Raw genomic sequence first — 20,154 nt, 5'->3', positions numbered from 1 at the left:
TTCAGTCCTCGCCGCTCGGTTCCTCCGCCCGGCGGCGTTCGCGTCTGCCCCGGGTGATCTCCGTGCCGAGGGCGTCCAGCCGTTGGGTCCAGAATCCCCGGTAGCGCTCCAGCCACCGGTCGATCTCCTGGAGTGGGGCGGGGTCCACCGCGTAGAGCCGCCGCGTGCCGGCGGCGCGTACCGTGGTGAATCCGTTCTCCCGGAGCACCCGCAGGTGTTGTGAGACGCCCGGCTGGGAGATCCCGAACTCCCGCTGGACCACCGCGCTGACCTCGCCGGCCGACCGCTCCCCGTCGACGAGCAACTCCAGGATCCGTCGCCGGACGGGATCGCCGAGAACGTCGAACGCGTGCACGCCGCCACCTTTCAGCGCTCACTTATATAACTAGAGTCTACCCAACCCGGGGAGGGTCCGGACGACCCTATCGGCCCGAGCCCGCCCCGGGCCGGCCACCGGTCCCGACGACCCCGATGCGGTGCTGGTAGACAGGGGCGATGCGACTCCGCTTGATCCAGATCGATGCTTTCGCCGACCGGGTGTTCACCGGTAACCCGGCGGCGGTGATGCCCCTGCCCGGCTGGCTGCCGGACCCCGTCCTGCAGGCCCTCGCCGAGGAGAACAACCTCTCGGAGACCGCCTTCTACACCGCGGAACTGCCGACCGACGCCACCCCGCCGCCGGGTGCCGACCCCGCCTACCACCTGCGCTGGTTCACTCCGGCGGTCGAAGTGGACCTCTGCGGGCACGCCACCCTGGCCACCGCCGGGCAGCTCTTCGACGACGTGCATCCGGACGCGTCGCGCCTGCTCTTCTGGACCCGCAGTGGCTGGCTGCCGGTGAGCCGGTCCGGCCGGAAAGGCGAACTGGAGCTGGACTTCCCGGCCGGACGGCTGGGGACCGTACCGGACGGTGACGAGGTCAGCGCCGCCGCCGTGGCCGCACTCGGCATCGAGCCGGAGCACTGCTTCCAGGACACCGACCTGGTCTACGTGCTCCGCAGTGCCGCCGAGGTCCGGGCCGTCACGGCGGACTTCACCACGCTGGCCCGGCTACCGGTGCGCGGCGCGATCGTCACCGCCCCGACAGCCGCCGATGGCACCAGCGGCGCCGGAGGCGTCGACTTCGTCAGCCGGTGGTTCGGGGCCGAGGCGGGCGCCTTCGAGGACCCGGTGACCGGTTCCGCGCACAGCCAGATCGCGCCGTACTGGGCGGAGCGGCTCGGCCGGACGACGCTGAGCGCCCGGCAGCTCTCCGCCCGGGGCGGGGCGGTGCACTGCGTGGTCGACGGCGACCGGGTACGCCTGCGCGGCGGTTACCGCCGCTACCTCGACGGCACCGTCACACTGCCGGAGCCGCTCGGGTAGTTTCCGGGCGGCCGGCGGCGCCGGAGTCCAGAGCGGCTGGCGGTGCCGGAGCCCAGGGCGGCCGGCGGCGCCGGAGTCCAGTGCGGCTGGCGGTGCCGGAGAGTCCACGGCCAGCCGCCGAGAGCCGCCCGCCGGTCCGCGTGCCCGACGGCCACCCCGGGGGGCGTCGCGGACCAGCCGGACGGCGCCCCGGGGCGGTCGTCACCGGCTGGTCAGCTCCAGTGCAGCGAATAGATCTGGGGCGTCCCGCAGTATCCGGCCGGAATCGGCAGCGGGGTCGGTGCGTTCGCCGTGGCGGCCCGGCAGACCTGGACGACGAGGGTGTCCACACCGATCGACGGCTCCCGGGGGCCGAGTTGGAAGCTGTACTTCGTGATGTCGTTCTCCACCCTCGCGGCGGCCTCCGTGATGAGGCGGCCGCTGCCGTAGGCGTAGAAGGTGACGAAGCTGAACAGCCCGTCGTCCCGGCAGACCGGGCCGGGATCGCGCTCGTAGGGGCGGTCGGCGATGGTGCCGGTGACGGTCACCGAGCCGAGCCCGGGAGGTGCGGAGATCGGAAGGAATTCGAGGGTTCCCTCGGCGACCCCGTACCGACAGCTGTCGCCGCTGTCGGCGGCGAACGGCTGCGGGGCGAGGTCGGCGTCGGTGCCGGCCCGGGCGGGGCTGGCCAGGGTGGTGAGGGTGAGCAGGGCGGCGGCGAGCAAGACCGCCGACCGGCGGATCGGTCGCGGCATGGCGATTCCTCCTGACTGGACGGACTGTGCGGGTGGCGGTGCCTGTCTCGACGATGGCGGAGCGGGCGCGGGTGCCCGGCGGCTGGAGGCCCGCACGCGGGTGGGCGGGACCTGCCGGCCGCCGGTCGGGACGAAATCTCAGCCCGGCCAGCCATCGAAAGCCATTGTCACACGTCTATCTGCTATCTCCAGGAGCTGCGCCGGATGTTGCCGCATCCGGCAGCCCGGGACGAGCGGGTACGCGGCCGGCGCCGGCACGGTCGCGGCGTGGCTCGGTCCCCGGAGCCCGGTGCGGTCCGGCCGCGGCCGGTCGGCGGTGTGCCGGACCCGGTGTCGGCCGCCACCGCTCGACGCGGAAATCTCTGGCCGGTCCCGTGGAACCTTTCCCTCCGCTCGTCAGTGGGATTGATGGAGAAGGGAGGTGACGGTGACCGACGGTGATGTGATCTCCGAGTTGTACGCAGGCTGTTTCCGGCGGCTGGTCGTCCAGCTGTACGCCGTGACCGGGGACCTGAACGAGGCACAGGAGGCGGTCCAGGAGGCCTTCACGAAGGCGCTGGCCGCACCCCGGCGATTCGCCCAACTGGACAACCCGGAGGCGTGGTTGCGCCGGGTGGCGGTGAATGTTGCCCGTACCCGACACCGTCGGCGCCGGTTACTCGGCGGGCTGCTGCACCGGATCGGCCCGCCACCGGTGGTCGCCGATCGATCGCCGGAACACCTCGCCCTGCTGGCCGCGCTGCGGCAACTGCCACGTGGACAGCGGCACGCCCTGGCCCTGCACTATCTGGTCGACCTGCCGGTGGACGAGGTGGCAGCGACCCTCGGGGTCTCGGTCGGCACGGTCAAGTCCCGCCTGTCGCGGGGCCGGCACGCGCTGGCGGAACTACTCGACGACTCCCCCGCCAAGGACAGCACGAGCACCGGGAGGATCAATGCCCGTTAGTGAACTCGCCGGCTTCGACGTCGACACCGTTTCCGACGCCGTCCGGCAGCCGCCCCTCGACGACCTCCGGTCGGTGGCCCAGGCCCGCCGCCGACGCCGCGCCGGTGGGCTGGCGCTGGCCCTCGTGGTGGTCCTCGCCGGCATGGTGGCCCTGCCCCTGGCCACGAACAGGGGTGCGGCCGAGTGGGGCGACCCCACCCTGCCGCCCCAGACCCGGGTCCGCAGCACCGAGCTCTTCATGACCGGGCCAGACTCCGGCGTCGGTGTCGAAACCGTCGACCACGGTTGCACGCTGCGCTTCGCGTACACCACGGACGGCGGTCGAAGCTGGACCCGCTGGGACCAGGCCCGCTACCGGTCGGCGGACTGCTCGCCCGGGGCCACTCCGGGCAGCGATCTCGACCTGCGGTTCTCCGTCCTCGGCGAGCGCTCCTATCTCGTCTTCGACGGCGGCAAGTCCCGGCTCTCCACCGACTACGGTCGGACCTGGCAGGACGCGGAACATGCGATGATGGCCGTGTCCGCCTTCCCACCGAGAGCCCGTAGCGTCTTCTGCCAGGACGGCTGTGACGCGGTCCGCCAGCCGCTTGCCGTCGACCCCTCGACCGGAACGGTGTACCGGCTCAGTGGTGCACAACCGTCGCCCTATCCGCCGTCCAGCATCTACCCGAGCGCGGACGGGACGATCTGGGTGACCTACTGGCCCGGCGACATCGACGTGATGGTCGTCGCCCGGAGCGCCGATCGAGGCGCCACCTGGAACACCTGGCGGCCCGCCAAGGGGGCGGACGTGATCGCCGTGGCCGGGGTCAGCAAGCGGGAGGCGTACCTGCTGATCGAGCCCCCACCGCCGCCCGGCGCCCAGCCGATGGAGCGCGACCGCCCGTCCCAACTGCTGCAAACCACGGACGGTGGAGTGACCTGGCAGGACGCCGGAACTGATCTGCCGGCGTCGCCGGCGAACAGGCTGTTCACCATCGGCTCGGACGGCTCACTACTGGTCGCCGAGTCCGGCGCCCTGGCATCGGTGCTCACCTCGTCCCTGTGGGTGAGCCGGGACCGGGGGCGGCACTTCTCCAACCAGCACGGGCCCGGCGGGAAGGAAGGATCGGTCGGAGTCGCTCCCGGTCACGCGTGGCTCTACGGCCGGGACGACATCTCGGCAGTCGGCCCGGACCACGCCCTGATCACCGAGGACGGTCTCTCCTGGAGCCGGTTCGCACTCCCCGAGTGAGCCCGGTGCGTCGGTGCGACCGGACGGTTGCACCGACGCACCGGCGGGACATCGGGCGGCGCTGGACGGCGCGGAGCCCGTACTCCGCCCGTTCCGAGTTGACCTCAACCAAGCTCCAGGTCCGACCCTGTGTTCACGACCACCACCCGGGAACACGCCGCGACCCCGCAGCACCGTGTCGGGGCCGGTCGTGCCGGCCGGCCGGCGCTCAGCCCGGGCGGAGCCAGAGCACGCCGAGCGGCGGCACCCGCAGCGCCGCCGAGGCGGGCAGCCCGTGCCACGGCTGGTCCTCGGCGGTGACCGCGCCGAGGTTGCCCACCCCGGAACCGCCGTAGCAGTCCGCGTCGGTGTTCAGGATCTCGGACCAGCGCCCGGCCACCGGCAGCCCGATCCGGTAACCCTCGTGCGGCAGCGCGGCGAAGTTCGCCACGCAGACCAGCAACGAACCGTCGGCGGCGATCCGGGTGAAGGCCAGCGTGTTGCCGGCGGAGTCGTCCGGGACGATCCACCGGAAGCCGGCCGGCACCGTGTCCTGGGACCAGAGCGCGGAATTGTCCCGGTAGCCGCGGTTCAGGTCCCGCAGCAGCCGCTGCACGCCGGCCCGGCCGGCATCGTCGACCAGGTGCCAGTCCAGCCCGCGGGTCTCGCTCCACTCCCGGTCGTCGCCGAGTTCGCAGCCCATGAAGAGCAGTTGCTTGCCCGGGTGCGCCCACATGTACGCCAGCAGCGCGCGTACCCCGGCCAGCCTGCGCCACTGGTCGCCGGGCATCTTGCCGAGCAGCGACCCCTTGCCGTGCACCACCTCGTCGTGGCTGATCGGCAGCAGGTAGTTCTCGCTCCAGGCGTACACCAGGGAGAAGGTCAGCTCGTCGTGGTGGTGCTGGCGGTGGATCGGGTCCCGGCCGAGGTAGCCCAGGGTGTCGTGCATCCAGCCCATGTTCCACTTGAAACCGAAGCCCAGCCCGCCGGAGTCGGTCGCCCGGGTCACCCCCGGCCAGGCCGTCGACTCCTCGGCCACCATCAGCACCCCCGGATGCTTCCGGTAGACGGTCGCGTTGACCTCCTGGAGCAGCGCGATCGCCGCCAGGTTCTCCCGGCCGCCGTGCTCGTTCGGCAGCCACTCGCCGTCGGAGCGGGAGTAGTCCAGGTAGAGCATCGAGGCGACCGCGTCCACCCGCAGGCCGTCCACATGGAACTCCTCGAACCAGTAGAGGGCGTTGGCCACCAGAAAGTTGCGGACCTCGGGGCGGCCGTAGTCGAAGACGTACGTGCCCCAGTCCGGATGCTCGCCACGGCGCGGGTCGGGATGCTCGTAGAGCGGGGTGCCGTCGAACCGGGCCAGCGCCCAGTCGTCGCGGGGGAAGTGCGCCGGTACCCAGTCCAGCAGGACCCCGATGCCGGCGGCGTGCAGCCGGTCCACCAGGTGGCGGAAGTCGTCCGGGTCGCCGAAGCGCGCGGTCGGGGCGTAGTAGCCGGTCACCTGGTAGCCCCAGGATCCGCCGAACGGGTGCTCCATCACTGGCAGGAACTCCACGTGCGTGAAGCCCAGGTCGAGCACGTACGCGGTGAGCTGGTCGGCCAGTTCCCGATAGGACAGACCCGGCCGCCACGAGCCGAGGTGCACCTCGTAGACGCTGATCGGCTCCTGGTGCGGCTGCCGTCGGGCCCGTCGGGCCAGCCAGTCGGCGTCGGACCACTCGTAGCCGGACCCGTCCACCACGGAGGCGGTGCGCGGTGGCACCTCGGTACGCCGGGCCAGCGGATCCGCCTTGTCCCGCCACTGCCCGTCCCGGGACAGGATCCGGTACTTGTACCGATGCCCGGCCGCCGCCTCCGGGACGAAGATCTCCCACACCCCGCTGCGGCCCAGCGACCGCATCGGCCATCCCTGGTGCGCATCCCAGCCGGTGAAGTCGCCGACCACCCGGACACCCTGGGCGTTCGGCGCCCAGACCGCGAACGACACCCCGCCGCCGTCGGCGGGTGGTCCCCCGTCGCCGCCGGCCGGTGCCGGGCCGCCGCCCTCGGTCGGTCGGGCGCCGAGCGCCGTCCAGAGCCGTTCGTGCCGGCCCTCGGCGATCAGGTGCAGGTCGAGTTCCCCGACGCTCGGCGGGAAGCGGTACGGGTCGTCGCGCGGCTCGCCGCCGTCCACCGCCACCCGGTAGTCGAGCACCGTGCCGGGGACCGTCACCTCGAAGATTCCCTCGTCGTGTACCCGGCGCATCGGCCGCCGTTCCCCGCCGAGCAGCAGATCGACCCTGCCGGCACCCCGACGCAGGGTACGGATCACCGTCCGGTCACCGGCCGGATGGGCACCGAGCAGGGCGTGCGGGTCGTGCACCGCACCGGCGATCAGCTCGTCCATCCCGGTCCCTCCGCCCCGCCGGGGCTGCCGCTCAGGTCGGCTCCGGTCCCGGGCGCGTCGTCCGGCCGGCCGCCGTGCCGGTGCACGGTGAAGACGTGCGCGGGGGAGAGGGCCGGGTCGAGGCGTACGGTGTTGTGCTGTCCCCAGTCGTACCGGGTACCGGTCAGCTCGTCGTGCACGGTGAACCGGTCGTGCCAGTCGAAGCCGAGCGCCGGCATGTCCAGTACGGTGTTGCCCCACTGCACCTGTCCGGGGTCGACGGCGCAGACCACCAGCACAGTGTTGCCGCTCCGGTCGTCCCGTTTGGACCAGCAGAGCAGCGTCGGGTTGTCGATCTCGTGGAAGACCAGGTTGCGTAGCCAGTGCAGGGCGGGGTTGTCCCGCCGGATCCGGTTGAGCTGTGCCAGGAACGGAGCCAGCGAGCGGCCCTGCGCATCGGCCGCCGCCCAGTCCCGGGGACGCAGCTCGAACTTCTCGTTGTCCAGGTACTCCTCGGCGCCCGGCCGGGCCACGTGCTCGAAGAGTTCGTAGCCGGCGTAGATCCCCCAGGAGGGGGAGAGCAGGCTGGCCAGCACCGCGCGGATCCGGAACATCGGCGGCCCGCCGTGCTGGAGGTGCTCGGGCAGGATGTCCGGGGTGTTCGGCCAGAAGTTCGGTCGCATGTGGTCGGCGGCGGCGACCAGCTCGGCGCAGTACTCCCGCAGCTCGGTGCTGCTGGTCCGCCAGGCGAAGTAGGTGTACGACTGGGTGAAGCCGATCTTGCCGAGTCCGTGCATCACCGCCGGTCGGGTGAACGCCTCGGCCAGGAAGAGCACGTCCGGGTGGTGCCGTTTGACCTCCCAGATCAGCCAGTGCCAGAAGTCGAACGGCTTGGTGTGCGGGTTGTCCACCCGGAAGATCCGGATGCCCTGCGCCACCCAGTGCAGCACCACCCGCAGCACCTCGGCCCGGATCCCCTCCGGATCGTTGTCGAAGTTGACCGGATAGATGTCCTGGTATTTCTTCGGCGGATTCTCCGCGTACGCGATCGAGCCGTCCGCCCGGGTGGTGAACCACTCCGGATGATCGGACACCCACGGGTGGTCCGGCGCGGCCTGCAGCGCCAGGTCCATCGCCACCTCCAGACCGACCTGACCGGCGGCGGCGACGAACGCCCGGAAGTCGTCCAGCGTGCCAAGGTCGGGGTGGATGGCGTCGTGCCCGCCCTCGGCGGCGCCGATCGCCCACGGCGAACCGACGTCGTCGGCCTCGGCGATCAGGGTGTTGTTCCGGCCCTTCCGGTTGATCCGGCCGATCGGATGGATCGGCGGCAGGTAGAGCACGTCGAAGCCCATCGCGGCGACCCCGGGCAGCCGTTCGGCGGCGCTGCGGAAGGTGCCGGAGCGGACCGGTTTCCCGTCGCCGGCCAGCACCGCGCCCTCCGAGCGCGGAAAGAACTCGTACCAGGCGGAGAAGAGTGCCCTCGGCCGGTCCACCCAGATCGACCGGGCCGGCGCGCTGGTCAGCAGCGTCCGGACCGGATGCGCCCAGAGCAGGTCGGCCAGGTCCAGCGCCGGGGAGACCCGCTCCGGCAGTGGCCGGTCCTCGTCGCGCAGCGCGGCGGCGGCCTCCCGGACCCGGTTTCGCTCCTCCCCGGGTACGCCGTCGGCGGCCCGCTCCATCAGCTCGGCGCCCTCGGCCAGATCGTTGCCGAGTTCGGCCGCCCCCTGCCCGGCGTCCAGCTTCTTGACGACCGCATCCCGCCAGGTCAGGTACGGATCCTCGAACGCCTGCACGGTGAAGCTCCAGTCGCCCACCGCGTCCGGCCGGATGCCGGCGTGCCACCGGTCGTCGAAGTGCGGGCCGGGACGCATCCGGACCACCGGACGCTCGGCGCCATCCGGACCCCGCCAGGAGACCTGGCAGCCCATCGCCGCGTGCCCCTCCCGGTACGACCGGGCGCTCACCGGCACCAGCTCGCCCACCACCGCCTTGGCCGGGTACCGACCACAGGCCACGGACGGCGTCACGTCCTCGATCGGAATCCGCCCACTCACCCTGCCAACCTACTGTGACTGATCGACGGGCGCGCGGCGTAGCTGTTCCGACCGCGCCCCCGGCCATCCTTGCCCAGCAGCGGAGGCCATGAGCGGCGTAACGTGACGTCCGGGCCGGCCCGGACGTCACGGACTCTTCGGGATCACGCGAGGAGCTCGCGGTAGACCGCCATGGTGCGGTCGGCGATGGCGTCCCAGGAGAAGTGCTCGACCGCCCGGCGCCGGCCGGCCCGGCCCAGCTCGACCGCGCGTTTCGGATCGTCCAGCAGTTCGGTGATCGCGTCGGCCAGGTCGGCGACGAAGCGCTCCGGGTCCAGCGGGGTACCGGTGCCGTCGGAGGCCTGGGCGATCGGCACCAGCAGGCCGGTCGAACCGTCGGCCACCACCTCCGGGATGCCGCCGGTCCGCGTCGCCACCACCGCGGTCTCGCAGGCCATCGCCTCCAGGTTGACGATGCCCATCGGCTCGTAGACGGAGGGGCAGACGAAGACGGTGCTGTGGCTGAGAATCTGGATCACCTCGGGCTTGGGCAGCATCTCGGCCACCCAGACGACCCCTTCCCGGCTGGCCCGTAGCTCGGTGACCAGCTCCGTCACCTCGGCGGCGATCTCCGCGGTGTCCGGGGCACCGGCCAGCAGCACGAGCTGGGCGGCCGGTGGCAGTCGGCGGGCGGCCCGGAGCAGGTACGGCAACCCCTTCTGCCTGGTGATCCGGCCGACGTAGGTCACGCTGGGCCGCTCGGGGTCGACACCGAGCCGCTCCAGCACCTCCGTGCCGGAGTCGGGGGAGTACTGGTGGGTGTCGATACCGTTGTGCACCACCCGGACCCGGTCAGGAGAGACGGCCGGATAGGCGGCCAGCAAGTCCCGCATCATCCCGGCGGAGACCGCGATCACCGCGTCGGCGGCCTCCAGCGCGGTCCGCTCGCACCAGGAGGAGAGCGCGTAACCGCCGCCGAGCTGCTCGGCCTTCCACGGTCGCAACGGCTCCAGACTGTGCACGGTCACCACGTGCGGCACCCCGTGGAGCAGCTTGGCGACGTGCCCGGCGAGGTTGGCGTACCAGGTGTGGCTGTGCAGCACGTCGGCGCCGGCGGTACCGGCCGCCATTGCCAGGTCCACCCCCATGGTCCGCAGTGCGGCGTTCGCGTGGGCCAGTTCGGTGGGTTCCGGGTACGCGGTGACACCAGGCTCGGCGTACGGGGGCTGACGCGGTGCGCCGAAGCAGTGCACCCGGGTGTCGGCGCGGGAACTCAGCTCGCGGGCGAGGTATTCGACGTGCACCCCCGCCCCGCCGTACACCTCCGGGGGATACTCCCGGGTCAGCAGGTCCACCCGGAGCCGCCGGTTGCCAGGCAGAGTTTCGGTCACAGCCGGCACCCTAGTGCAGCCCACTCGGGGCTATCACCCCTCGGCGAGATGATCACCGGGGGTGGTCGGGCCGGCGCGGTCACCGTTCGTGGCGGGATCCGCGTAGGGGACTCGGAACACCGCGACAAACTCGGCGAGCAGCTTGTCGTCGCCATGCAGCGCCACCGCCCCGGCATCCACCGCTGCGTCGGGCTCGAGCTCTCCGGCGAGCAGGTCCCGAAAGTTCGGGCCGGCGACGAGGACCAGATCCGGGTCGGGGCATTCACCCGGCTCGACCGTGATCGAGGCATTGCGCACGGTAACGTGTGCAATGGCCGTGCCGGACCGCACGACGTAGACGACCTTCCGGATCGTGGACGGAATCCCGCCGGGGTTTGCGGCGGCCCGTAGTGCGGCCACCAGGGAGGCGTCCGTGACGACCTCGCCGTCACGCGGCTTGCGCATCGTGGCGGCGCCCCAGCGGCCCAGCTCGTCGAGGGCGGGGGCCAGTTGCCGGGCTCGCGGGGTCGCCCGGTAAACGACCGAACGAGGCTGCCCGGCCTGCAGCTCTCGGGTCACCAGGCCGTCGCCCTCGAGTTCTCTCAGCCGGGTCGAGAGCAGGTTGGTCGGTATGCCGGGTAGTCCGGTCACCAGGTCGGAGAAGCGACGTGGCCCCACCAGCAGATCCCGCAGGATCAGAAGCGTCCAGCGTTGCCCGAGCACTTCCGCGGCGCGTGCCAGACCGCAGAACTGGCCGTACTCCCGACTGCGCATGCCGCAACGCTACCCCGGTTGACTTTACTTTTGCAAGCGTGCTTTAGTTTGTGAAGTAAGCTGGTCGGCCCGCTGGGCCTCTCGACCCGGGTGGGTCCGACCTCGGCCCAAGGAGGGAACTCTCGATGCAGGAACTGTTGGTGGACTTCATCGTCTCGCTGGACGGCTACGGAACTGCGGAAGGCTGGCCCGGGTGGTGGGGGCTGGAGGGGCCCGAGTATCTCGGCTGGCTCGACCAGCAGCCCGAAGGCGAGTACACCGTCTTGATGGGAGCGAACACCTACCGGCTGATGTCCGGGATGTCCGCCGAGGCCGCCGCGGCGGAGGCGGACCGGCCGGGCCAGCCGAGCGACGAGGAGGCCAGCCTGACCGGGCTGGCCGCCCTGCCCAAGGTGGTCTTCTCGTCGACCTTGCAGGCACCCCTGTCGTGGCCGAACACCGAGCTGGTGAGCGGGGATGCGGTCGAGGCGGTGGCCGCGATGAAGCGGGACGGCGCCAGCCCGATGCGCACCATCGGCAGCATCAGCCTGTGCCGGTCGCTCCTCACGGCGGGGCTGGTGGACCGGTTCCGGTTGGTCGTCTTCCCGGTGATCACCGGGAAGACCGGCCGCGACCGCATTCTCGACGGTTATCCCGACGTCGCCCTCGACCTGGTGGCCAGCCGGACGTTCGACGGCAGGCTCCAGTTGCTCGAGTATGTCCCGACCGTGCTCTCCGGCCCGCCGAGCGCGCGACCCGACCGCTGACCGTGCCGGGGGTTCCGGCGCGGGCGCCGGCTCAACCGGCCACGACCAGCGCGACGCCGATGGTGAGCATCGTGGCCGCGATCAGCGCGTCGAGGATCCGCCAGGCGACCGGGCGGGCGAGGGCGCGGCCGAGCAGTCGGGCGCCGTAACCGAGCGCGGCGAACCAGGCGGTACTGGCGAGCGTGGCTCCGGCGCCGAACGACCACCGGCCGGCCGGACCGTGGGTGTTGGCGATCGAGCCGAGCAGCAGCACGGTGTCCAGGTAGACGTGCGGATTGAGCCAGGTCAGCGCCAGCATTGTGAGTAGGGCCGTGCGCGGCGTCGAGGCGCCGGCACCGTTGCCGGGCTGGAGGCTCTGGGTGCGGAAGACCCGACGGGCGGCGAGCAGGCCGTAGCCGACCAGGAAGGCGGCACCGGCCCAGCGGGTCACGGTCAGTGCTGCCGGTGCGCGTTCGACCACCGCCCCGATCCCGGTGATGCCGGCCAGGATGAGTACCGCGTCCGAGACGGCGCAGATCGCCACGATCGGCAGTACGTGCTCGGCGCGTACGCCCTGGCGGAGCACGTACGCGTTCTGGGCGCCGATCGCCACGATCAGGGAGAGGCCGACACCGAACCCGGTGGCGAGTACCGGCAGCACCCCGGTCGGGGTGGCGGTGGAGGAGAGGATCACGGACCGACCCTAGGCAGGTCCGCCGGACCACTCCAGCTAATCTTTCTTATGATTCATTAGCCTTGCTTAGCATGGACCTCCAGTTCGAGCAGCTCCGCACCTTCGTCACAGTGGTCGACCACGGCTCCTTCGAGGCGGCGGCCCGGCGGTTGCACATCACCCCCTCGGCGGTCAGCCAGCGGATGAAGGCGCTGGAGAGCGCCGTCGGTCGGGTGCTGGTCGAGCGCGGCAAGCCGGCCCGGCCCACCCGCTCCGGGCAGGTCGTGCTCCGGCTGGCCCGCCAGGTCGAGCTGCTCGCCACGGACACCCTCCGGGAGTTGGGGCAGGACCCGGCCGAACCGGCGGAGTTCAGCCGGATTCCGATCGTGGTCAACGGCGACTCGCTGAACACCTGGGTGCTCCCGGCGATGGCGGCGGCCGCCCGCGAGCGGATCTGCGTTGACGTCTACCGCGAGGACCAGGACCACTCCGTCGAACTGCTCCGCCAGGGTACGGCGATGGCGGCGATCACCTCGCAGTCCCGGCCGGTGCAGGGCTGTGCGGTACGCCCGCTCGGCCGGATGCGCTACCACCCGATGGCCAGTCCCGAATTCGTCCGGACCTGGCTGCCGGACGGTCCGACGCCGGAGGCGCTGGCCCGCGCCCCGATGCTGGTCTTCGACCGCCGCGACGACCTCCAGGAGCGCTACCTGAGGCAGCGGTCCCGCCGAGTCTGGAACCCGCCCCGCCACTACGTCCCGTCCTCCGGGGACTTCCCGGAGGCGATCCGGCTCGGGCTCGGCTGGGGGATGCTGCCGCCGCAGCAGAGCGACCGCTATCCGGCTGGCAGCCTGGTGCCGATCGACCCGGCGGCGGTGGTCGAGGTCCCGCTCTACTGGCAGCAGTGGCGACTCGACTCCCGACTCCTCGGCGTACTGGCCGACCGGGTCGCCGAGGCGGCCGCCGAGGCACTCGGCCGGTAGCGGCCCGCAGGAAGGCCGGAACCACGGAGCCGGTCGGATCGGGCAGTTGAAGATCTTGGCGGAACGAAGCAGACGAGCCCCGTGCGGTGGGCTGCCGGCTCCGTTACGGTCGGGACATGTCAGCCAAGGTGCTCGCGATCGTCCTGGCCGGGGGAGAGGGCAAGCGCCTGATGCCCCTGACCGCCGACCGGGCGAAACCTGCCGTCCCGTTCGGCGGCATGTACCGCATGATCGATTTTGTGCTGTCCAACCTGGCCAATGGCGGGTTCCTGAAGATCGTCGTGCTGACCCAGTACAAGTCGCACTCGCTGGACCGGCACGTCACCAAGACCTGGCGGATGTCGAACCTGCTCGGCAACTACGTGACACCGGTGCCGGCCCAGCAGCGGCGCGGACCATGGTGGTTCGCCGGTTCCGCGGACGCGATCTACCAGAGCTTCAACCTGATCAACGACGAGCAGCCGGACTACGTCATCGTGTTCGGCGCCGACCACATCTACCGGATGGACCCCCGGCAGATGCTGGAGCAGCACATCTCCTCCGGTGCCGGGGTGACGGTCGCCGGCATCCGCCAGCCGCTCGCCGCCGCCGACCAGTTCGGCGTGATCGAGGTCGGCGCGGACGGCCGGCGGATCCAGGCGTTCCGCGAGAAGCCGACCGACGCGAGGGGCCTGCCGGACGCCCCCGACGAGGTCTATGCGTCGATGGGCAACTACGTCTTCACCACCGGGGTCCTCTGTGAGGCGGTGGAGACCGACGCGGCCGACCGGGCCAGCAAGCACGACATGGGCGGCAGCATCATCCCGATGCTGGTCGAGCGGGGCGAGGCGAACGTCTACGACTTCCGGGACAACGAGGTGCCGGGCAGCACCGACCGGGACCGGGCGTACTGGCGGGACGTGGGGACACTGGACTCGTTCTACGAGGCGCACATGGATCTGATCGCCGTACACCCGGTCTTCAACCTTTACAACTACGAGTGGCCGATCTACACCGACCACCCGCCGTGGCCGCCCGCCAAGTTCGTGCACGGCCTGGAGGAGCGGGTCGGTCGGGCGGTGGACTCGATGATCTCCCCGGGCGTGGTGATCTCCGGCGCGCTGGTGGAGAACTCGGTCGTCTCGCCGAATGTCCGGGTGCACTCCTGGGCCCACGTGGAAGGCTCGGTGGTGATGGAGGGAGTGGAGATCGGCCGGCACGCCGTCGTCCGCAACGCCATCCTCGACAAGAACGTGGTGGTGCCGGAGGGCGCGGAACTCGGCGTCGACCTGGACCGCGACCGTGAGCGGTACACGGTCTCCGACCGTGGGATCGTGGTCGTCGGCAAGGGAGAACGCGTCGAGCCCTGACCCGTCGGCCAGCGCACGGGCGGAGCCGACGGGTTCCGCCCGCCCGTGCCCGTGCCCGTGCCCGTGCCAGAAGGAGGTCACATGTCGGTCCACGCCCGCGCCGGCCAGCCTGCCGAGCCCGAGGACCTGGTGGACGTGCCCCGGCTCGTCACCGCGTACTACGCCGAGCAGCCGGACCCGGCCGACCCGGCGCAGCAGGTCGCGTTCGGCACCTCGGGGCACCGTGGTTCGAGCCTGCGGGCCGCGTTCAACGAGCGGCACATCCTGGCGATCACCCAGGCGACCTGTGAATACCGGCGGGACCGGGGTGTCGACGGGCCGCTCTTCCTGGCCCGCGACACGCACGCGCTCTCCGAGCCGGCCCTGGTCAGCGCGCTGGAGGTGCTGGCAGCCAACGAGGTGACGGTGCTGGTCGACAGCCGGGACGGCTACACCCCGACCCCGGCACTGTCGCACGCCGTGCTCCGGCACAACACCGGGCGCTCCAGCGGACTCGCCGACGGGATCGTGATCACCCCGTCGCACAACCCGCCGTCGGACGGTGGGTTCAAGTACAACCCGACGCACGGCGGCCCGGCCGACACCGACGCGACCAGGTGGATCCAGGACCGGGCGAACGCGCTGCTGGCCGAGGGAGTGCGCGGGGTCAGACGGATCCCGTACGCCCGGGCGCGGGCCGCCGACACCACCGGGCGGTACGACTTCCTCGCCGAGTACGTCGACGACCTGCCCTCGGCGCTCGACCTCGCGGCGGTACGGGCCGCCGGGGTGCGGATCGGCGCGGACCCACTCGGTGGGGCCAGCGTGGCCTACTGGGGCGAGATCGCCGACCGGCACGGCCTGGACCTGACCGTGGTGAACCCGCTGGTGGACCCGACCTGGCGGTTCATGACCCTGGACTGGGACGGCAAGATCCGAATGGACTGCTCGTCCCCGCACGCGATGGCCTCGCTGATCGCCCGGCGCGCCGACTACCAGGTCGCCACCGGTAACGACGCCGACGCCGACCGGCACGGCATCGTCACCCCGGACGGCGGCCTGATGAACCCGAACCACTACCTGACGGTGGCCATCTCCTACCTGTTCGGCAACCGGCCCGACTGGCCCGCCGACGCCGCGGTCGGCAAGACCCTGGTCTCCTCGTCCATGATCGACCGGGTCGCCGCCGACCTGGGCAGGAAACTGCTGGAGGTCCCGGTCGGCTTCAAGTGGTTCGTGCCGGGGCTGCTGGACGGCTCGGTCGGGTTCGGCGGCGAGGAGAGTGCGGGAGCCTCGTTCCTGGCCCGCGACGGCCGGACCTGGACCACCGACAAGGACGGCATCCTGCTCTGCCTGCTGGCCGCCGAGATCATCGCGGTGACCGGGCGGACGCCGAGCGAACACTACGCCGACCTGGTGTCCCGGTTCGGCGAGCCGGCCTACGCCCGGATCGACGCGCCGGCCGACCGGGACCAGAAGGCCGTGCTCGGGCGACTCTCCCCGGACCAGGTCACCGCCACCGAACTGGCCGGGGAGCCGATCACCGCCACCCTGACCGAGGCACCGGGCAACGGCGCGGCGATCGGCGGGCTGAAGGTCGTCACCCAGTCCGGCTGGTTCGCCGCCCGCCCGTCCGGTACGGAGGACGTCTACAAGATCTACGCGGAGTCCTTCCGGGGGCCGGAGCACCTCGGCCGGCTCCAGGAGGAGGCGGAGACGCTGATCAGCGAGGTGCTGAAGGCCGGCTGACCTGGATGGTCGCGCCCGGAGGGCGCTGCCGGGCCTGCCTCGGCGCTGCCGGACCGGGCAGGGGTGTTCCGTCGGCCGGGGTCAGCCCGGCTCCGGCGGTGCCCCGGTCCCGGGCCAGCCGTCACCGGCGTCGAGCCGTTTGCGCAACAGCGCCGCCAGCGGCATCGACTGCCCGTCCGGCCCGCCCTCACCGAGGATCAGCTTCGGCGGCTGCGGCCGGGGCGTCGCACCGGTGAACCGGGCGCGTACGCTGGCCGGCATCATCAGCAGGTAGTAGTTTCCGGCGTCGTCGACCGCGTGGATCCGGGCCAGGTCCAGGTACCAGCCGGTGAGGCCGGTGCGATATCGGGTACGGCCGTTGTAGGCGAGCGCGGTCAGCCTGGCCTGCCGCAGCCCGCGCTTCCGGGCCTGCGCGACGAACGCCGCGACGAGCCGCCGGGCCTCCTCGTGCTCCGTCTCCCGACGTCGCCGGTCGGCCAGTGCCCGGGCGGTGATCGCCTGCCGTCGCTGCTCCGCCCAGTCGCCGGCCCCGTCCTGTCGCATCTGCAGGACGGTACGCCCACCCCGGTCGGCGGCGCCGGCCGAGCCCCGGCCAGCCCGTCGCCCGAGGGTGGCCCCGCCGCTGCCGACCGGCTATCCGCCGTGCGGCGGCCCGCCGGGAATCCCCGGTGGGCGCGACTGCCCAGGCGGGCGATAGCCGCCCGGATATCCACCCGACGGCGGATAGGGATCCGGCGTCCCGCCGTGGGTCCGGGGACGGCGCCGGGCGCGCACCAGCAACCAGCCGAGTACGCCGGCACCGGCCAGGACCACCAGCAGGCATAGCCCGCCGATGGCGTACGCGGCGGGGCTGAGCCGGAGTCCGGTCGGGCCGTCGCCCGGCGGGGGTGCGGCCACGGCCGGTGACGTCCCGTCGGCAGTGGCCGTCGGTCCGGTGCCGGGGCTGGGCTGCGCACCGGCCGGCTCGACCTCGGCGGTCAGCGCGTCGACGAGGTCGAGCACTCCGTGGCCGTACTCGGGATCCCGTCCGGGAGCGCCCCGATCGGTGGCGGTCGCGGTGAGCCGGTGCACCACCTCGGCCGCGGAGAGGTCCGGATATCTCGCCCGGACCAGTGCGGCGGCCCCGGCGGCGATCGCCGTGGAATTGCTCGTCCCGTTGCTCGACTGGTAGGCCCCGGTCCGGCTGGTGGAGGCGATGTCCACCCCGGGTGCGACCAGGCCGACCGCGTCACCGGTGACGCTGATCGGGGCAAGCTTCCCGTCCCGCCCGGTGGCGCCGACGGCGAGTACTCCAGGGAACGCGGCCGGATAGCCGATGAAGGCGTCGTCCGGCCGGTTTCCGGCGGCGGCCACCAGCACGACGTCGGCGGCGAGGGCTTCCTGGACCGCCTGTCTCAGATCGTCGCCAGCGCCCCCGGAGAGCGACAGCGACACCACCCCGACCTTGCGCTGGACCGCCTCCCGGATGGCCCGGGGCAGGTCGGCGCCGGCACCGTACTTCGTACGCATAGCGCGGACTGGCAGGACCTTGGCCTTGGGGGCTATTCCGAGCACGCCGTCGGCCTGGCCCGGACCGCGCCCGTGCCCGGCGATCAGGCCTGCCATCGCCGTACCGTGCCCGTCGGTGTCCTGTCGGCCGTCGGTGTCCGCGCCGGTCACGTCTACCCCGGGCAGCACGTTGCCAATCAGGTCTCGGTGGTCACCGCGTACCCCGGTGTCGAGCACCGCCACCACCACCCCGGCACCCTCGGTGATCCGGTGCGCCTGTGCGACGTCGAGGGCCTTCAGGTGCCACTGCCGGTCCCGGGCGGCGTCCGCCGCTGCCGGCGGGGCGCCGACCAGTGTCACGAGCAGACCGCAGATGGCTGCCGCGCCAAGGCGCGGCAGCCGTGCGTGGAACCGGGCGCCTCGGCTCACCGGTCCTTCCCGAGCGTCGGGGCACCGGGCTCGTGCCGGCTGACCTCCCGGTTCGGCTCGATCTCCGGGGTGACGCCCTGCTCCACCTCCCACGGGTTGTCGGGATCCCAGTGCCGCTGCTCGGGTTCGTCCCGGTCGCCACGGCCGCGGGCGCCGCCGGTCGCGCCGGGCACGCTGGTCCCGCCGCCCGTGGCGGGCCGGCGGGTGCCCGCCTTCGCTCCCGCCGCGCCGGCCCCGAGCCCACCGGTCGGGCCCGGCCGCGCACCGCCGGCCACTCCGGGCCGAGCACCCTGCGGCCCGATGACGCCGCCGACGGGATTCACTCCCCGCGGTATGCCCGCGGGGCGGGCTGCGCCGCCGGGTACCCCGGCGCCACCGCCGGGGCGGGCACCGATCACCCCGCCGGGTGGTACGCCGGCCGGCCCGGAACCGAGGGGACCGATCTTGCCCGACCCGCCGGGGCCACTGCCGCGCGGTCCGCCACCGAGACCGGGACCCAGGCCCGGCCCCCTGCCGGGCGGCACACCGATGGTCGGCGGTGCGACCGGTGGAACCGGCGGCGGCGCACCGACCGGTGGTCCGGGCGGAACCGGAGCCACGGGTGGCGGCGGGGCGGTGATCGGCGGCGGCGCGATACCGGTCAGGCTCGGACCGTCGTCCACCGGGGCGGGCAGGGTGACCAGTTCCGGCGGCAGTTCGCCGTCCGGGGTCAACGGTGGAGCTCCGTCGACGAAGCCGGGGCGGGAAGGCTCCGGGGGCCGGCGGCGCGCGGGTGGGGGGACGATGGGCGGTCGCACCATCGAGTCCGCGTCGTCGTCATCGAACTGCCGGGCATCGTCACCCCGCGATACGGGCGGCGGAACGTACTCCGGTGGCGGTTGGATCCGGCCGCCGCCGTCCCGCGCCGCGCCGTCCAGCTCCGACTGCACCGCGCGGGCCCGGGCGACCAGCGCCGCCTGCTGGGCGTCGCTGACCGGCGGGTCGGTGAGCACCTTCATCGCGCCCTCGCCGAGGAAGTCCCCGGCCTTTTGGCCCAGGGCGGTCAGCCCGAAGCGCGACGCGGCGGCTCCGCCCGCCGTCCCGCCGATGTCGCCAGCCAGTTCCACCTGCCGCTGGTAGTCGGCCAGCTTCCGTTCGTTCTCCAGGTATTCCCGGTAGATCGGCTCCAGCTTGGTCCGCGCCTGTTCGATGGCGTCCGCCACGTGCCCGATGTGCGTGGCGTTGCTCTGGGCCGCAGTCGACGTCTGCCGGCTCGCCTCGATCAGCCGGTCCAGTTCGGCCATGTACGCCGCCGAGGCCGCGTTCTGCTCCGGCGGCCACAGCGTGGCGAGCTGGTTACGGCAGTTCTGCAACCTGGCGGCGTGTCCGGTCAGCATGCTGGACGCCCGCTCCCAGGCCGCTACCTGCTCCCGGCTCGGCTGGAGCCTCTGCCGCGCCGCCTCGACCAGTTGCCACAGGTGCGGGATGTACGCCTCAGCCATTGCCGTCGCCTCCCGTCCCCGGGGTGGGTCCGGTCGGGTTCCCGCCCGGCCCCGGCCGGGTCTGCTCGGTCGGCGGCAGGACCTCGTGCACGTCGCCCACCGTTGCCTGGGCGAACGCGTCGGAGCCACGGTAGTTGGCGGCGATCTGCTCCGCCGCCCGTGCCACCGCCTGGGTTCCCTTGTCCAGGTTGACCAGTGCCGCCAGGCTCTTGCGGATGCACTCGTCGTAGCGGTCCTGCAGGTGCAGCCAGTCGTCACCCTCCAGCCGGTCGCCGATGGTGGCGCCCTGTTGCATGGCGTCGTGCACCGGCGGGACCTGGGTGCGGTAGCCCTCTTTGAGTTCCTCGCGCATTGCCGCCGCAACGCTCGCCAGACCGTCGATCTCGACGTTGATCTGGCCGATGACGGCGGCGGCTGCCGCCCCGATCGCGCGGGCCGCCGCGCCGACCGGCGGACCAACCAGGCTCATCGTTATCCCTCCCCGTGGATGGCCGG

General features: G+C 72.4%; 18 protein-coding genes. 7 read left to right on the top strand and 11 right to left on the bottom strand.

The features are described 5' to 3' along the window. Nucleotide 1 precedes the first annotated feature (1 nt). Nucleotides 2–355 carry a metalloregulator ArsR/SmtB family transcription factor gene (locus ABNF97_RS16725; protein WP_130463773.1) on the bottom strand — a complete coding sequence of 118 codons (354 nt, stop codon included), beginning with the start codon at nt 353–355 and terminating at the stop codon, nt 2–4. A gap of 140 nt (nt 356–495) precedes the next feature. Between ABNF97_RS16725 and ABNF97_RS16720 the strand changes: the two genes are divergently transcribed. Further along, nucleotides 496–1,365 carry a PhzF family phenazine biosynthesis isomerase gene (locus ABNF97_RS16720; RefSeq protein ID WP_130463772.1) on the top strand — a complete coding sequence of 290 codons (870 nt, stop codon included), beginning with the start codon at nt 496–498 and terminating at the stop codon, nt 1,363–1,365. A gap of 212 nt (nt 1,366–1,577) precedes the next feature. On the opposite strand, the gene ABNF97_RS16715 is transcribed toward ABNF97_RS16720, so the two are convergent. Then, nucleotides 1,578–2,099 (bottom strand): hypothetical protein, encoded by a 522-nt coding sequence (locus ABNF97_RS16715; protein ID WP_349339066.1) that lies wholly within the window; start codon nt 2,097–2,099, stop codon nt 1,578–1,580. Between the two features lie 427 nt (nt 2,100–2,526). Here ABNF97_RS16715 and ABNF97_RS16710 point away from each other — a divergent pair, with 427 nt between their 5' ends. Together ABNF97_RS16710 and ABNF97_RS16705 are read left to right on the top strand one after the other, a co-directional pair. After that, nucleotides 2,527–3,045, top strand: a complete 519-nt coding sequence (locus ABNF97_RS16710) for an RNA polymerase sigma factor (RefSeq protein WP_349339065.1) — start codon at nt 2,527–2,529, stop codon at nt 3,043–3,045. Then, entirely contained in the window at nt 3,035–4,279 is a 1,245-nt protein-coding gene (locus tag ABNF97_RS16705; RefSeq protein WP_349339064.1) for a WD40/YVTN/BNR-like repeat-containing protein, read from the top strand. The genes ABNF97_RS16710 and ABNF97_RS16705 overlap by 11 nt, the downstream gene beginning before the upstream one ends. A 208-nt stretch (nt 4,280–4,487) precedes the next feature. On the opposite strand, the gene glgB is transcribed toward ABNF97_RS16705, so the two are convergent. The 4 genes from glgB to ABNF97_RS16685 form a co-directional block, all read right to left on the bottom strand. After that, nucleotides 4,488–6,644, bottom strand: a complete 2,157-nt coding sequence (glgB, locus tag ABNF97_RS16700) for a 1,4-alpha-glucan branching protein GlgB (protein WP_349339063.1) — start codon at nt 6,642–6,644, stop codon at nt 4,488–4,490. Then, a complete protein-coding gene (locus ABNF97_RS16695; RefSeq protein ID WP_349339062.1) occupies nt 6,632–8,680 on the bottom strand; it encodes an alpha-1,4-glucan--maltose-1-phosphate maltosyltransferase in 2,049 nt (682 codons plus the stop codon). The genes glgB and ABNF97_RS16695 overlap by 13 nt, the downstream gene beginning before the upstream one ends. Nucleotides 8,681–8,823: 143 nt before the next feature. After that, a complete protein-coding gene (glgA, locus tag ABNF97_RS16690; RefSeq protein ID WP_349339061.1) occupies nt 8,824–10,050 on the bottom strand; it encodes a glycogen synthase in 1,227 nt (408 codons plus the stop codon). A 33-nt stretch (nt 10,051–10,083) separates the two neighbouring features. Further along, nucleotides 10,084–10,803, bottom strand: coding sequence for a winged helix-turn-helix transcriptional regulator (locus tag ABNF97_RS16685; protein WP_130463767.1), 720 nt, complete (start codon nt 10,801–10,803; stop codon nt 10,084–10,086). A gap of 125 nt (nt 10,804–10,928) precedes the next feature. Here ABNF97_RS16685 and ABNF97_RS16680 point away from each other — a divergent pair, with 125 nt between their 5' ends. After that, nucleotides 10,929–11,549, top strand: coding sequence for a dihydrofolate reductase family protein (locus tag ABNF97_RS16680; RefSeq protein ID WP_130463766.1), 621 nt, complete (start codon nt 10,929–10,931; stop codon nt 11,547–11,549). 31 nt (nt 11,550–11,580) lie between these two features. Here the strand turns inward: ABNF97_RS16680 and ABNF97_RS16675 are convergent, their stop codons facing one another. Then, nucleotides 11,581–12,189, bottom strand: coding sequence for a LysE family transporter (locus ABNF97_RS16675; protein WP_130466122.1), 609 nt, complete (start codon nt 12,187–12,189; stop codon nt 11,581–11,583). A 104-nt stretch (nt 12,190–12,293) separates the two neighbouring features. Here ABNF97_RS16675 and ABNF97_RS16670 point away from each other — a divergent pair, with 104 nt between their 5' ends. The 3 genes from ABNF97_RS16670 to pgm all read left to right on the top strand — a co-directional run bounded on the left by ABNF97_RS16670 (nt 12,294) and on the right by pgm (nt 16,261). Further along, nucleotides 12,294–13,184, top strand: coding sequence for a LysR family transcriptional regulator ArgP (locus tag ABNF97_RS16670; protein ID WP_349339060.1), 891 nt, complete (start codon nt 12,294–12,296; stop codon nt 13,182–13,184). Nucleotides 13,185–13,300: 116 nt separating this feature from the next. Next, nucleotides 13,301–14,533 carry a glucose-1-phosphate adenylyltransferase gene (gene glgC / locus ABNF97_RS16665; RefSeq protein WP_349339059.1) on the top strand — a complete coding sequence of 411 codons (1,233 nt, stop codon included), beginning with the start codon at nt 13,301–13,303 and terminating at the stop codon, nt 14,531–14,533. Between the two features lie 81 nt (nt 14,534–14,614). Next, nucleotides 14,615–16,261, top strand: a complete 1,647-nt coding sequence (gene pgm / locus ABNF97_RS16660; RefSeq protein WP_130463763.1) for a phosphoglucomutase (alpha-D-glucose-1,6-bisphosphate-dependent) — start codon at nt 14,615–14,617, stop codon at nt 16,259–16,261. 81 nt (nt 16,262–16,342) lie between these two features. Here pgm and ABNF97_RS16655 read toward each other — a convergent pair whose 3' ends face one another. From ABNF97_RS16655 to ABNF97_RS16640, 4 genes are all read right to left on the bottom strand, one after another. Further along, a complete protein-coding gene (locus ABNF97_RS16655; RefSeq protein WP_349339058.1) occupies nt 16,343–16,804 on the bottom strand; it encodes a hypothetical protein in 462 nt (153 codons plus the stop codon). A gap of 90 nt (nt 16,805–16,894) precedes the next feature. Then, nucleotides 16,895–18,178: a S8 family serine peptidase gene (locus ABNF97_RS16650; RefSeq protein ID WP_349339057.1), complete on the bottom strand. Its 1,284-nt coding sequence runs from the start codon at nt 18,176–18,178 to the stop codon at nt 16,895–16,897. Continuing rightward, complete coding sequence (locus ABNF97_RS16645; RefSeq protein ID WP_349339056.1) at nt 18,175–19,659, bottom strand: MCP four helix bundle domain-containing protein; 1,485 nt, start codon at nt 19,657–19,659, stop codon at nt 18,175–18,177. The genes ABNF97_RS16650 and ABNF97_RS16645 overlap by 4 nt, the downstream gene beginning before the upstream one ends. Further along, the gene (locus ABNF97_RS16640) at nt 19,652–20,128 is read right to left on the bottom strand and encodes a hypothetical protein (RefSeq protein WP_349339055.1); all 477 of its coding nucleotides are present in this window, start codon (nt 20,126–20,128) and stop codon (nt 19,652–19,654) included. The genes ABNF97_RS16645 and ABNF97_RS16640 overlap by 8 nt, the downstream gene beginning before the upstream one ends. Nucleotides 20,129–20,154: the final 26 nt, after the last annotated feature.

Origin of the sequence: Plantactinospora sp. B6F1, assembly GCF_040120695.1 — a bacterium.
Lineage (GTDB): Bacteria > Actinomycetota > Actinomycetes > Mycobacteriales > Micromonosporaceae > Plantactinospora.
The sequence above is the reverse complement of the archived record's forward strand: the minus strand, read 5'-3'. Positions and strand labels throughout refer to the sequence as shown.